Annotated in this window: 10 protein-coding genes; 6 read left to right on the top strand and 4 right to left on the bottom strand. The window is 66.2% G+C overall.

Features of this window, described 5'->3' with window-relative positions; translation table 11 throughout:
• Nucleotides 1-16 precede the first annotated feature (16 nt).
• Together Q2T94_RS09600 and betT are read right to left on the bottom strand one after the other, a co-directional pair.
• Entirely contained in the window at nt 17-1,225 is a 1,209-nt protein-coding gene (locus Q2T94_RS09600) for a thiolase family protein (protein WP_302263901.1), read from the bottom strand.
• A gap of 159 nt (nt 1,226-1,384) precedes the next feature.
• Nucleotides 1,385-3,589 (bottom strand): choline BCCT transporter BetT, encoded by a 2,205-nt coding sequence (gene betT / locus Q2T94_RS09595; RefSeq protein WP_302266396.1) that lies wholly within the window; start codon nt 3,587-3,589, stop codon nt 1,385-1,387.
• 302 nt (nt 3,590-3,891) lie between these two features.
• Here betT and Q2T94_RS09590 point away from each other — a divergent pair, with 302 nt between their 5' ends.
• Entirely contained in the window at nt 3,892-4,641 is a 750-nt protein-coding gene (locus Q2T94_RS09590; RefSeq protein ID WP_302263899.1) for an IclR family transcriptional regulator, read from the top strand.
• A 232-nt stretch (nt 4,642-4,873) separates the two neighbouring features.
• A complete protein-coding gene (locus tag Q2T94_RS09585; RefSeq protein ID WP_302263897.1) occupies nt 4,874-5,563 on the top strand; it encodes a PIG-L deacetylase family protein in 690 nt (229 codons plus the stop codon).
• A gap of 217 nt (nt 5,564-5,780) precedes the next feature.
• On the opposite strand, the gene Q2T94_RS09580 is transcribed toward Q2T94_RS09585, so the two are convergent.
• The gene (locus tag Q2T94_RS09580; protein WP_302263895.1) at nt 5,781-6,671 is read right to left on the bottom strand and encodes a LysR family transcriptional regulator; all 891 of its coding nucleotides are present in this window, start codon (nt 6,669-6,671) and stop codon (nt 5,781-5,783) included.
• Between the two features lie 157 nt (nt 6,672-6,828).
• On the opposite strand from Q2T94_RS09580, the gene Q2T94_RS09575 reads away from it, so the two are divergent.
• On the top strand, nt 6,829-7,899 hold the full coding sequence (locus tag Q2T94_RS09575; protein ID WP_302263893.1) for an MBL fold metallo-hydrolase: 1,071 nt from the start codon (nt 6,829-6,831) through the stop codon (nt 7,897-7,899).
• A 32-nt stretch (nt 7,900-7,931) separates the two neighbouring features.
• Nucleotides 7,932-9,356, top strand: coding sequence for an MFS transporter (locus tag Q2T94_RS09570; protein ID WP_302263892.1), 1,425 nt, complete (start codon nt 7,932-7,934; stop codon nt 9,354-9,356).
• A 301-nt stretch (nt 9,357-9,657) separates the two neighbouring features.
• Here Q2T94_RS09570 and Q2T94_RS09565 read toward each other — a convergent pair whose 3' ends face one another.
• Complete coding sequence (locus tag Q2T94_RS09565; protein ID WP_302263890.1) at nt 9,658-10,563, bottom strand: LysR family transcriptional regulator; 906 nt, start codon at nt 10,561-10,563, stop codon at nt 9,658-9,660.
• Nucleotides 10,564-10,671: 108 nt separating this feature from the next.
• Here Q2T94_RS09565 and Q2T94_RS09560 point away from each other — a divergent pair, with 108 nt between their 5' ends.
• A complete protein-coding gene (locus Q2T94_RS09560) occupies nt 10,672-12,003 on the top strand; it encodes an MFS transporter (RefSeq protein WP_302263888.1) in 1,332 nt (443 codons plus the stop codon).
• A gap of 92 nt (nt 12,004-12,095) precedes the next feature.
• Nucleotides 12,096-14,432, top strand: a complete 2,337-nt coding sequence (locus Q2T94_RS09555; RefSeq protein WP_302263886.1) for an arylsulfatase — start codon at nt 12,096-12,098, stop codon at nt 14,430-14,432.
• Nucleotides 14,433-14,439: the final 7 nt, after the last annotated feature.

The raw sequence follows: 14,439 nt of genomic DNA, 5'->3' as shown, positions 1-14,439 counted from the left end.
ACTCCCCCGAGGGTGCCTAGGCGGCGTTCGGGTTTTCCAGCACGACGGCAAGGCCCTGGCCGACGCCGATGCAGATGGCTGCAACGCCCCAGCGCTGGTTGTTCTCCTGCAGCCGGCGTGCCAGGGTGCCCAGGATGCGCAGGCCGGAGGCTCCCAGCGGGTGGCCGATGGACAGCGCACCGCCCCAGGCGTTCACGATTCCGGCGTCGATGTCCCAGGCGCGGACGCAGGCCAGCGACTGGGCGGCGAAGGCCTCGTTGAGTTCCACTGCTGCGACGTCGGACCAGGAGATCCCTGCCTTGGCCAGCGCCTTGTTGGCGGCCTCAACCGGGGCGAAGCCGAAGTACTGCGGGTCAAGGGCCGAGGAGGCGCGGCCGGCAATGCGGGCCAGCGGGGCAGCTCCCAGCAGCTCGCCGCCGCGCTCGGAGCCGATGAAGGCTGCGGAGGCGCCGTCGGACATCGGCGAGGCGTTGCCCGCGGTGACGGTGCCGGTGGCGGCGTCGCGGAAGACCGGGCGCAGCCCGGCCAGGGTCTCGGCGGTGGAACCGGGGCGGATGGTCTCATCCATGGTCACCTCGGTGCCGCGCTTGTTGGCCGGGGGCACGGAGACCACAAGGTTGTCGTACTTGCCGTTGGCCCAGGCCTCGGCTGCCAGCGTGTGTGAGAGCGCTGCGAATTCGTCCTGGTCTTCGCGGGTGACCTCGTACTTTTCGCGCAGCTGTTCGGTGGCCTCGCCCAGGGACACCGTCCATTCCTTGGGCATGGCCGGGTTGACCAGGCGCCATCCCAGGGTGGTGTTGGCCAGCTCCAGGTTGGCCATCGGGAAGGGACGCTCGGTCTTGGGCAGGACCCACGGGGCGCGGCTCATGGACTCGACGCCGCCGACCAGGACCAGGTCCGCGTCGTCGGTGTTGACCTGGCGGGAGGCTGCGATGGCGGCGTCCAGCGAGGAGCCACAGAGGCGGTTCATGGTGGTGCCGGGCAGCGAGGTGGGCAGGCCGGCCAGCAGGGTGGCCATGCGGGCCACGTTGCGGTTTTCCTCGCCGGCGCCGTTGGCGTTGCCGAAGATCGATTCGTCAATGGAAGCCGGATCCAGCTGCGGCGCGCGGGCGACGAGCTCGCGGACCACGTGCGCGGCCAGGTCGTCGGGGCGATGCGAGGAAAGGCTTCCGCCGATCTTGCCGAAGGGGGTGCGGATCGCGTCGTAGAGGTACGCCTGCTTCATGATGTGGGGTCCTGGCTTCCTGGTCGATTTGTTCGCATCGCGAACGCTTGTTCACCAAATGAACTTTATCAGGAGGCCCGGCTCCCATCAAGGGGTTTGGGAAGTATTCCCGTGCGCCGTCGATTCGCGACTTCCACGAGAGAGGCTCCCGAGGACGTTTTACTGACTGTTCTTGCCGTCCTCATGGTCTGGGTCCCCGTCCACCTGCGGGATCATGCCCGTGGCCGGGCGCGGGGGCGTGAGCATCGAGGCGTAGTCGTGCTCGGAGGAGTATTTCAGGAACGACAGGTGCGCCTCGTAGCGGTCAAGCACGTCGTTGATGACCTGCTGCTTGCTCAGGCCCATCAGGTCGTACCCCTCGGTTCCCGTCTGGGTGAAGACCTCGAGGCGGAAGTACACATCGACCTCGCGTGACACGGTGCGCGCGCCGAACGCGGGCACCGGCGCCTCCACCGCCGCCACCTGGTAGTGGAAGTTGCGGTGGTCGTGCATGTGGACCAGCAGCGTGTGCTCGTCGATGTGCGTCTTGGCGTTCGGCGTGGAGGTCAGCTCCGCCTGGTAGCCCAGCTTGTTGAACTCGCCCGCCACCTCTTCCAGGGCCGGGTGGATGGTCCGCTCCACGAATTGCGCGACGGCCTTGTTGGACGGGTAGGCGCGCAGCTGCGCCATCCGCTGGCGCCAGGTCTTCTCCGGGGCGGCCCCGCCGTGCGCGGCGACCGAGCGGCGGCGCATGACGTGGCCCTCGCGCTCGGCGTGTTCCATCCGCAGGACCTTGGAGAAGGAGGCCATGACCAGGTAGGCAATGATCGTGACCGGCAGCGCGAAGATCAGCGTCGCGTGCTCCATGGTCGTCACACCGCCTGCTATCAACATCGCCACGGTCAGCACCGCAGTGACCAGCGCCCAGAAGATGCGCAGCCACTTGGCCCCGTCCTGCGAGGGGTCGGGGATGGATGAGGAGAAGTTGGACATGATCATCGCGCCGGAGTTGGCGCTGGTCAGGTAGAAGAGCAGGCCCGAGAGCGTGGCCAAGCCGATGAGGAACGGGGCGCCGGGGAACATCTCCAGCAACGCGTACCAGCCGTGTTCCGGGCTCTCGATGGCCAGCTTCGCGAACTCCGTGTTGCCGCCGAGCACCTCGCTCATGGCGCTGTTGCCGAAGATCGAGACGATGAAGAAGTCGCAGAGCACCGGGGCGGTGATCGCGGCGATGACAAATTCGCGCAGCGTGCGGCCACGGGAGATTCGGGCCAGGAAGAGGCCGACGAATGGGCCCCAGGCCAGCCAGAACGCCCAGAAGAAGAGGGTCCAGCTGCCCATCCATTCGGCCCCGCCGTCCTCGTAGGCGAAGGTCTGCAGGGTGCGTTCGGGCAGCGTGAAGATGAAGCGCCCGATGTTCTCCACCAGGGCGGTGAGCAGGAAGGAGGTCTTGCCGGTGATCAGGATGTAGAGCATCATGGCCGCAGCCGACCAGAGGTTCAGCTCGGAGACCAGCCGGATTCCCTTGTCGACCCCGGAAGTGCAGGCGGCAATGGTCATGATGACCGCCACCAGCACCAGGGCGATCTGCAGGGCCAGGCCCTCGGGCAGGCCAAAGAGCCAGGAGAACCCGACGTTGAGCAGCACCACGCCGATGCCCATCGAGGTGGCCACACCGAACACGGTGCCGACCAGGGCGAAGATGTCGATGACATCGCCCGTCACCCCCCGCACGCGCTTGCCCAGCAGCGGGTAGAGAGCCGCTCGGATGGACAGCGGCATGCCCCAGCGGTAGGCGAAGTAGCCCATGGCCATGCCCAGCAGCGCATACATGGACCAGCCGGCGATGCCGTAGTGGAACATCGTCCACACGACCGCGTCCTGGGCTGCGGCGGCCGACTCGGCGTCGACGGAGGGCGGGGCGATGAATTGGGTGATGGGTCCGGTCACCGAGTAGAAGAGCATGTCGATGCCCACGCCGGCGGCAAAGAGCATCGCAACCCAGGTGAAGAGGTTGTACTGCGGTCGCGAGTGGTCGGGTCCCAGCCTGACGCTGCCCTCCTTGGAGAAGGCAACCCAGAGGACAAAAAGGACGACCAGGGTGACCGTCACGACGTAGAACCAGCCGAGATTGATCGAGATCCAGGAGACAGCCGCCCGCATCGAGGCCGCAGCGTTGTCCGGCACGATGATGGCCCAGATGGAAAAGGCGAGGATGATGGCCGCGGAGATCAGGAAGACGCGCCAGTTGACCGTGGGGCCAGCATGCTCGACGAGTTCGCCGGGCCCCTTGCTCAGTTCGGTGCTGGTGATCGGGGCACGGAATTCCTCGGCGACGGGGTCCTTGCGCCGTTCACTGACGCCGAAGCGGCTGCGCTCGGGCATGGATTCGGGACGTTCGTTCAGCTTCTTCCCGGCGTCTTCTGGCTCGGCCACGTGCTTCTCCTTTGGTCTGTGGACCAGGTGTTGCCACATGTGGGTCCACGGGACGGGGAACCGCTTGTCAAACAGCAAAAAGCGGGGTCGGATGAACCTATTGCACCTGGTTGCCTGCTGTGCTCATCGTAGGCTTCGTCCGCCGAAATCCGGAAGATTGGCCGCGGTTACTTTAATCTCCACGCGGCGCTGCCGCGGGTCCGCTGTCCCTCGCGGCCAATACCGGATTCCAACTGTTCTACAGTGGTTTCATGGCCAATTCGCGCAGCGGCGACTCGATGCTGGACCGCCTCGTGCGGATCCTCGATGCCTTTGACGCGCAAAATCCCACGTTGACGGTCAACGCGCTCGCCCGCCGCGCCGATGTGCCCCGGGCGACCACCTACCGGCTGCTGGAGAACCTGGTTGCCCACGGCCTGTTGGCCCGCGACACCGACGGCCAAGTGCGCCTCGGGCTGCGGCTGTGGGAACTGGCCAACCGCAGCGCCTCGACGCTGAGCCTGCGCCAGGCGGCCCTGCCCTTCATGGAGGACATCAACCAGCTGGTGGGCCAGAACACCCAGCTGGCGGTGCTGCACGAGGACGACGTGCTGGTCATCGAGCGGCTCTCGCGCCCCGGATCGGTGGTCAACCAGGCCAACGTGGCTGGCCGCATGCCGGTCCACCTGACCTCCATGGGCATGGCCCTGCTGGCCTACTCCCCCGCCAGCGTGCTGGAGGGGTACCTCGCACGCCACGGCGAGGCCATGCTGGCCCGCCACCCGAAGCTGCGCCACGAGCTGGCCGAGATCCGGCGCAGCGGGTACGCGACCTTCGACGGGCTCATCGACCCGGAATCCACCGGCGCCGCCGCACCGATCCTCGATGGCCGCGGCCATGCGCTGGCGGTCCTGGCGGTGGTGCTTCCGCGCGGCTCGGATCTTTTGCCCGCTGCGGTGATGGCCCTTCAGACCGCGGTGCGCGGCATCGGACGCGCACTGGTTCCCGCGACCGACACCTGATCCCTGCAGCTGAAGTAGCCATGGCCGCTACAGCGGCATGGTTCAAGGCTCGTGAGAAATTGGGGGCTGCCGGGAAAGCGTCCCTGGCCCGGGGAAACAGAGGTGGATCAGCCCGAAACCACCGCGCCAGAGGCAATGCATGAAGCCCTACACTGAATAAATGGGCAACGATTCCGCGGTTGCAAAAGATTTCGGTCCAACAAAACCGCTTCCGATTTTGGACGATTCAGCCATGCAACGCGTGCTATGCGTGGTGGCGCACCCCGACGACATGGAATACGGCGCTTCGGCCGTCGTGGCCGAGTGGACTTCCAAGGGAGTCGAGGTGGGCTATCTCTTGCTGACATCGGGCGAATCAGGCATACGGAACCTGCCACCGGCCGCCGCAGGTCCCCTTCGCGCCGAAGAACAAAGGCGAGCTTGCGAAATCGTTGGGGTTACCGACTTGGCCATCCTGGATTTTCCCGATGGGCTGCTGGAACCGGGGCTTGCCCTGAGGCAACGAATTGCCATGCACATCCGCCGCTTCAAACCCGATGCGGTCATGACCATGACGTGGGACCTGGAGACCCCATGGGGACTCAACCACGCGGACCACAGGGCTGCAGGGCTTGCGGTCGTGGACGCAATCCGGGACGCTGACAACCCATGGCTCTTTCGCACCACCGGAGGCGAAGCGGTGGACGAAGCGTGGTCAGTCTCCTGGCTGTTGGTCACCGAGTCCCGAAACACCCACGCCATACCCGTCAGCAAGCACTCGGTGGACCTCGCGGTCGCCTCGCTCGGCGCACATGAAGCCTACCTTGCCGCGCTGCCGGATCACCCGCCACCCCTAGAACTCATCACCTCGATCCTGGACCGGACCGGCAAGGCGGCGGGCAGGAACCATGCGCTGGGTGTTCGGGCCATCAGGATTGGTTGACCTCCAGCGGCGCCGCGGACTCGTCCCCTACATTTTCAGTAATACCGGATGGCCGATGTCCGTCCATGGTCCAAAGCCGTAGACCTTCAGGATCCGCCACCCCAATTTCTTCCCGTGGAGAAGCTTGCGGAGCGCCGCTCCGCAAATTCCAATCCACGGCAGATACCCGGGCAGCACCGGGAGATTCCCGTCCGGATGGCATCCTGCCCGACCGGCCTCATTTCCATTGGGCATGCAGGGCGGCCAGCGCTTCCGTCACCATGGCACTGCGACTGACGCCCGTGGGCACCGCTGCCACCAGCGAGTTGGCCTGGGTTTCATCCGAGAGGGAACGGAACACCAGCGGGCGATCCTCCATGCTGTTCTCGGTCGGTTGCATCAGCAGCGAGTAGGCCAATCCCCGGCCCACAATCGAATGGATGGAGGGCACGTTGGCCAGAAGCCAGCCGACGTTCGCGGTGACGCCATGACGCTGGAATTCCGCCAGCGTATGCTGCAGTGCCGGTTCCAGGTTCAGGAAGGCCGCCGGGAATTGGGCAAGCTGGGCAAAACCAATCTCTTCGTATTGTGCCAGCGGATGCGAAGGGCTCACAGCGACCTTCCGGTGGAATTCCTGGAGCACTTCCATCGTGCAGTCTTGGCCGAACTGGGTCTCGTAGCCGATTGACAGCTGCGTGCGCCCGGCAAACAATGCCTCCTGGATTTCGGGGCCGCTGCCCTCGACGAACACCAGTTGCACCTCGGGGTGGCGAGCACAGAACCAATCGATGAGATGCGGGACCACGTGGACCGCCAACGTCGTGAAAACCCCGATGCTCAGCCGCCCCGACAGTCCGGTGTGCGCCTTGGAGACGGCGTCGCGCAGCCGTTCGACCTGGTCGGCAATGAATCGAGCCCGCGTGGCAACCTCCTGCCCCTCTGGCGTCAGCGCAATGCCGCGGCCCCGCTGCCGCATCGCAAGAGTGACTCCCAGGGCATGCTCCAACTGTCCCAGCGCCAGACTCACCGCCCCTTGGCTGACATGGCAATGACGGGCCGCATTGGTGACCGACTGGGTTTCCGCGATCGCCGCGAAGTACTCGAGTTGCCGCAGCGTGATTTCGCTCATTAGCTCTCCTTATGACCGCGTGCAACTATTCTAGCTAGGCAAATGTGATGGACGACACCAAGATGGAGTCAAGCAATAAGTCGGCACGCAAGCCTTCTTGCCAGGAGCCCCGTCTCCGACTTGTTCATCCACCCGCCGGAAAGCGAGAAGCTCCACCATGACCGATGCCAGCCCGTCTCCGATGATTCCCTATGTAGTCACCCTCGGCACCGCGGGCGGGCCCCGCTGGTGGAAGGACCACGAGGGTACGCCGCGGTTCGGTATTGCCACTGCGGTGGTGGTCGGCGAAACCTGGTACCTGGTCGACTGTGGTCAGGGTGCCGGCCGCCAGGCGAATGCAGCCGGCCTATCGATGTCGAACCTGGGCGCTATCTTCATCACCCACATGCACTCCGACCACACCGTCGATCTGCCCTCCTTGCTCCTCTTCGGGGCGTTCGAACTCAAAAACAGCCCCCGCGGGCCGATTCCCATCGTCGGACCGGGCGACCGCGGCAAGCTGCCGCCGCTCTCCCCGCGGGCCACGGCCACCCCAACGCCGATTGCCCCGCATCGCCCAACACCCGGCATCGAGGGACTGGTGTCTGGCATCCTTTCGGCCTACGCGACCGACTGCAACGACCGGATCTTCGACTCCCTCGCGGTTTCCCCTGCGGCGCAGTTCGATCCGCGAGAGATCCGGTTGCCCGGGGGAATCGGGTTTGACCCCGACACCGACGTCGCCCCCGAGATGGAACCCATCGAAGTCTTCCGGGACGAACATGTGACCGTCACGGCCATTCTGGTCTCCCACCATCCCACCGCCCCGGCCTACGCCTTCCGCTTCGAGACCGTTGGCGGATCAGTGACCATATCCGGGGATACCGCACCCTGCAGCAACATGGTTCGCCTTGCCCGGGGCACCGACCTCTTGCTGCACGAGGCCATCAATCTGGAAGTCCTTGCCGCACAATACTCCGACGCACAGATGCTGCAGGCAACCATGGACCACCACCGCCGCGCACACACCACCGCGGCGGAAGCCGGCCGAATCGCCAGCGATGCCGGTGCCACCCACCTGGCACTCCATCACCTGGTACCGAGCTATTCACCACCGGAAGCCTGGCAAGAGGCCCGCTCGACTTTTGCCGGGACCCTCTCGATCCCGGACGACTTGGAAGTCATTCCATTCGGCCCCGCCGCCCGCGCCGCCGCGCGATTGTCTTCCTCCAGCGCGACCACTCGCTAACTCCCAATTCCGAGCCCTGAAAGGACCACGCCATGAGCCACAGCAGCACTGCCGATCCGGCAAGCCCAGCACCGGAAGGAAAGGTCTATCACGCCAACCCGAAGGAGATGCGCAGGATCCTGTTTTCCAGCTTCCTCGGCACAGCAGTCGAGTACTACGACTTCATCCTCTACGCGACGGCCGCAGGCATCGTGTTCAACCAAGTGTTCTTTGCAGACCTGGACCCGAACGTTGCGCTCTTCGTTTCCTTCGGCACCCTGGCGGTCGGTTACATCGCCCGACCCCTCGGCGCGTTCCTCTTCGGCAACCTGGGAGACAAGATCGGGCGCAAGGCCATCTTGATCACCACCGTATTGGCCATGGGCATCGCGTCCACGCTGATCGGCTTGTTGCCCACCACCGCACAGATCGGGATCTGGGCGCCCATCTTGTTGGTCTCCCTGCGTGTCTTCCAGGGCCTGGCCGTGGGCGGGGAATGGGGCGGGGCCATGCTGCTTGCCTTTGAGAACTCCAAGAAGGGCTCGCGCGGATTCGCCTCCGCCTTCGCCTACATGGGGGCGCCGGCCGGAACCATCCTGGGCACCCTGATCCTTTCGGCGATGTCGACCCTGCCCAAGGCACAGTTCCTGGCCTGGGGCTGGCGCGTACCGTTCGTGTTCTCCGCCGTGCTCATGATGCTGGCCATCTTCATCCGCATGAAGGTCTCCGAATCCCGCGTCTTCACCGAGGTTTCCAAGTCTTCGCAGGAGGCCAAGAAGCGCATTCCCATTGCCGAGCTTTTCCGCCATCACCGCAAGCCGCTGCTCATTGCCATGGTGTCCGGGCTTTCCGGCCAGATGGCGCAGGGCCTGATGGGTGCCTGGGCGATCTCCTTCGCCGTGCAGCAAGCCATCCTGGCACAGACCGAGGTACTGAACATCAAAGCCTTTGGCGGCCTTTTCACCGTCTTGGCCATCATCGTTGCCTCGAAGCTCAGCGACAAGCTCGGCCGGCGAAGGATCCTCATTTGGGGCAACGCAGGAGCCATTGTCCTGGCCTTTCCTGTCATGGCGCTGCTCGACATGGGCAACACGGTTGCCTTCATGCTGGCCATCGTGCTGGGTCTGAGCCTTGTCCAAGGCTTCACCTCCGGGCCCTACGGCGCCTTCGCCGGCGAGCTCTTCCCGACTGCGGTGCGCTACTCGGGAACCTCCATCGGCTACCAGATGGCCTCCACACTTGGCGCAGGATTCACCCCCATGATCGCCACCGCCCTGGTCATCGCCGGCGGCGGGGACCTTTGGCTGGTAGCCCTGCTCTGGATGTCGTTCTCGACCATGTCGCTGGTCGCCCTGCTGTACGCCAAGGACCGCTCCGGATCCGATATCCAGAACCTGGATGCGGACATGGGTGCGGCAATCCAGGCGCCTGCCAACGAGTCCTCGCGCCGCGAAAGAAACGCAAGCCTGCAAGGGTAAGCCTCACTCCATTCAAGCTAGCTAGGCAATGCCTGGGATATTCCGTTCCGCTCGGAGTACCCCAGGCATTGTTGTTGCATCGACTTGGTTATTCGTCCGCGATTACCACGGGCATCGGACACGTCAACAACGCGCCATAGATCTCATGAACCACCACGCCCATCCCCACGGAAAGCCGCAGAAATCCCGGGCCAATCTCCGTAAGAACATCTCCAATCCAAGGATTCCGACGATCTGCCATGGCCAACCAACGCGGAGGTGGCAGTCGCCGCTGTGTCCGGGTCGTGCCGGCGACCTGCGTTCAGGGATGGGACCGGACGTCGTCGCGCAGCACCTCGAGCGCCGCCGAAACCCTGCGCGGCACAGCATGCCCGGCAGGAAGCATCGCCACGATGGAGTTCTGCGGCATCGCATCGGCCACCGGGACGTAGACGACCTCCAGCCCGTCGAACGTGGTCCCCGTGGCCGGTGCGCTGTTGACGAACGAGAACCCCAGACCCCGTCCCACCAACGAGCGAATGGTTTCCATGTTGGTGCTGGTCAACTTGATGTCCAGCTCGAGTCCAAGCGACTGGACCAGCGCAATGAGCCGCTCGGCGGTGGGCGGCACATTGAGGATCACGGCCGGTTCGTGCACGATCTCGGCCAAGTGCACCGACTTGCGTCCGGCCAGGGAGTGCCCGGCGGCCAACATCACCTGGAGGCGGACGTCTGCGATGTGCTCGCGGCGCAGATCGGTGTCGGCCTGCCATGCATAGCCGAAGGCCAGGTCCAGCCGCCCATGGCGGACATCGTCCTGGGTCTGGACCGGCGCCCCTTCGCTGATGCGCAGGTCAATTTGCGGATGGTGAAGGGTGAAAAACTGCACCAGCGGCGGAATGAGCCGGGGAGAGAGCGTCGGGCTGCAGCCGACGCGCAGGGCCCCGCGCATCTGCCCCACGCTCTCGGACACCACTGCCTCGGCCTCCGCCAGGCGCTCAAGCACCGCACGCGCATGGGCGGCGAACTCGGTCCCGGCCGCGGTGGGCGAGAGCCGGCGTGACTGACTGCGGATCAGCAGGTCCACCCCCAGCGATTTTTCCAGCTGTGCAATCGCCATGGAGGCCGCCGCCTGGGAAACATGGCAGGCTTCGGCAGCCGCGGTGACCGACCCGTGGTCCACGACCGCCACGAAATACTGCAGCTGGCGCAGCGTGAGCTCGCCCATAAGTTCTCCTGATGAATCTCATTGAATCAATTGATTATCTATATCATGTGGCGTGGAGCACACTGGAGGCAAGCCAATCACCATCCGACCTAACCGAGGGAAATCCCCATGAGCAACAAGACCATCGGGACGGCAAAGACGCCGCCACGCCATGCTCCCCACGATTCGCTGAACACCAAGGACATGCGCCGCATCCTGGCCTCCAGCTTCGTCGGCAGCGCCATCGAGTACTACGACTTCATCCTGTACGCCACGGCCGCCTCGATCGTCTTCGGCAAGGTGTTCTTCTCGGACCTCAGCCCCTCGTTCGGGCTGTTCGCCTCCTTCGCCACGCTGGCCGCGGGCTACGTGGCCCGGCCGCTGGGCGGCATCGTCTTCGGCCACTTCGGCGACCGCATCGGCCGCAAGAAGATGCTGGTGCTCTCGATGTTGATGATGGGTGTGGCCACCACGATGATCGGCCTGCTGCCCACCACGGCGCAGATCGGCATCCTCGCCCCGACGGCGCTGGTGGTGCTGCGCGTGGTGCAGGGCATCGCTGTCGGCGGCGAATGGGGAGGGGCCGCGCTCATGGCCCTGGAGCACGCCCCGCAGTCCAAGCGCGGATTTGCCACGTCCTTCGCCAACGCCGGCGGCCCGGCCGGTGCGATCATGGCGACCCTGGTGGTCTCCGCCGTGTCCGCCGCCACCGGGGACCAGTTCCTGACCTGGGGCTGGCGCATCCCGTTCCTGCTCAGCGCTGCATTGATCGCCGTCGGCATGGTCATCCGGCTCAAGGTCGCCGAAACGCCGATGTTCAACAAGCTCGCCGAGGCCAGCGAAAAGCGCAAGATGCCGCTGCTGGACGTGCTGCGCAACCACCCGCGCGCCGTGGTGCTGGCCCTGCTGGCCACCGTCAGCTTCTACTGCTGCCAGGGCCTGCTGACCGTCTGGGGCGTCTCGATCGCGGTGTCCAACGGAGTTGAGCGCTCCGGCGTGCTGAACTGGAAGGCCGCCGGCGCGGTGCTGACCCTCGTCGTCACCTTCTGGGCGGCCCGGATGAGCGACCGCGTGGGCCGGCGCCGCATGCTGGTCTTCGCCGGCATCATCGGCATCGTGCTGGCCTACCCGCTGATGGCGCTGCTGAACAACGGCACCATGTGGGGCTTCGCTGTCGCGATCGCTGTGGGCAACGGCCTGGTCCAGGGCCTGCTTTACGGCCCGATCGGCGCCTTCGTGGCCGAACAGTTCCCCACCCACGTCCGCTACACCGGTGCCTCGCTGGCCTACCAGGGCGCCTCGGTGGTCGGCGCCGGGTTCACCCCGATGATCGCCTCCGGGCTTGTCATCGCCGCCGGCGGAGGATTCGGCCTGGTCGCCGGGTTCTGGATGGTCGTGATGGCCATCGGCCTGGTCGCGGTGCTGCTGACCCGCGAAAGCTCGAAGACCAGCCTCTCCTAACAGCCGACCGGCCACCCCGGCCACCGCAGCACCGCGGTGGCCGGGGTGCCGGCACATTGTCCCACGAAATCCAGCGAAAGAGAAGTCCCACGATGTCCGCCCAGATAAATTCCGGCCCCTTCCCCGTGCGCGGGTACGGCTCCTTCACCGGGGCGGTCTCCGAAAAGGCCAGCGACTCGGTCCCGGCCTGGAAGCCGCCGGTGCACGCACCGCGGGGGGCGCCGAACGTGATCGTGATGCTCATGGACGACATGGGATACAGCGACATCTCGCCCTTCGGCGGCGAGATCGACACCCCCACGCTGGCCGAGATTGCCGAGGACGGTTACCGGCTGGGCAACTACCAGACCCCGCCGATGTGCGCCCCGGCCCGGGCGGCGCTGCTCACGGGGATGAACCCGCACCGCGCCGGCTTCGCCTACGTCCCGCACATGGATCCCGGGTTCCCCAACACCGCCATGGAACTTCCCGCCGATGCCCCGACGCTGGCGGAGAACTTCCGGGCCGGCGGATACGCGACCTTCATGGTCGGCAAGTGGCACCTGACCGTGGAATCGAAGATGCACGACGGGGCGGCGAAGGACAGCTGGCCACTGGCCCGCGGCTTCGAGCGCTACTACGGCTGCATGGACGGGTTCACCTCGCTCTTCCACCCGCACCGGATCATCTCGGACAACAGCCAGGTGGTCATCGACGAATACCCCGCGGACTACTACCTCACCGACGACCTGACGGACAAGGCGCTGGGCATGATCGGCGAGCTGCGCGCCAACGACCCGGCCAAGCCCTTTTTCCTCTACTTCGCCCACCAGGCCGTGCACGGCCCGCTGCAGGCCAAGGCCGCGGACCTGGAAAAATACCGCGGACGCTACGAATCCGGGTGGGACCATATCCGCTCGGCGCGCTTCGCCCGCCAGATCGCCGCCGGGCTCTTCCCCGAGGGCACCGCCTGCGCGCCGCGCAACACCGAGCCGGGCGCCGAGGTGGTGCCCTGGGACGAGCTGGAGGCGGAACAGCGCCAACTCTTCGCCCGCTACATGGAGGCCTACGCCGCTGCCGTGGACAACGTGGACCAGAACCTCAAGCGGATCACCGACCACCTGAAGGCCACCGGCGAATACGAGAACACCATCATCGTGTTCACCTCCGACAACGGGGCCACCGCCGAGGGCGGGGACACCGGCACGCGCAGCTACTTCAGCCGCTTCGGCGCCCCGCGCTTCGGCCTGCCCGAGGACTGGGACGCCGACGTGGCCCGCGACCCGGAACTGATCGGCGGGCCGCGGGCCTACGTGCACTACCCGCGCGGATGGGCCTACGCCTCCAACACCCCGTTTAGGCTCTACAAGATGCACACCTACGGCGGCGGCACTCGCGTGCCGATGCTGCTGTCCTGGCCGGCGGGGTTGCCGAAGGCCGCGGGCGATGACGGGATCCGCCACCAGTACGCCTACGCCACCGACGTCGGCGCGACCCTGCTGAACCTCGCCGGTGTCTCCCCGCTGGAGCAGCGCCACGGGGTCCCGGCCCAGGAAACCGACGGGATCCCCTTCGATAGGTGGCTGCGCGAGCCGACCCTGGACTCGGCGCACACCGAGCAGTACACCGAGCTCAACGGCCGGCGCGCCCTCCTCGACGGCAACTGGAAGGCCGTGGCCCCCGAACCCAACGGGCCCGGCTGGGAGCAGGGCACCTGGGAGCTCTACGACCTGGCAGCCGACCCGACCGAGACCGTCGACGTGGCAGCCGCCCACCCGCAGAAGGTGCGCGAGCTGGCCGAACGCTGGCGGGCCGCCGCCTGGCACAACCAGGTGTTCCCGCTGAACGACGACGGCTCCTTCAACCGCAACCGCCCCGCCACCGAGCTGCTGCTCGAGGCACCGGCGACCCTGTACCCCGGCGCCCCCACGCTGGAGCGCTTCCGCTCCGCCAAGCTGATCCGGCTGCGTTCCTTCACCGTCGACGTGGCCATCGACCACGGGCCGGGGGCTGCCGGCGTGCTCGTCGCCCACGGCGACCAGGGTGGCGGCTACGTGCTGTACACCGAGGACGGGAACCTGACCCTGGCCTACAACCAGTACGGGAAGATGCTGCGCACCGGCGCACCGCTGGAGCCCGGCAGCCACCTGGTCACCCTCGACTTCATCGCGCGGCCCGGGATCAAGTGGGATGTGCGGCTGCTCGTGGACGGGGTGGAAACGGCGCGGCTGGAGAACCTGCTGCAGCTGACCGGGATGGCGCCGTTCGCCGGGATCAGCGTGGGGCTGGATCGCGGGGGCCCCGTGGACTGGGAGCTGTCCCGGCGCCACGGCGCCTTCCGCTACACCGGGACCCTGCACCGGGTGCACTACACCCCGGGCGCGAAGGCCGACTACAACCCCGAGCAGGTGCTGGAACTGGACCGGGAGATGGCCCGGGTCTTCGAATAGCCGGCCG

Origin of the sequence: Paeniglutamicibacter sulfureus (genome assembly GCF_030512175.1) — a bacterium.
Lineage (GTDB): Bacteria > Actinomycetota > Actinomycetes > Actinomycetales > Micrococcaceae > Paeniglutamicibacter > Paeniglutamicibacter sulfureus.
Note: the sequence above shows the minus strand (reverse complement) of the source record. Positions and strands in the feature narration are given on the sequence as shown.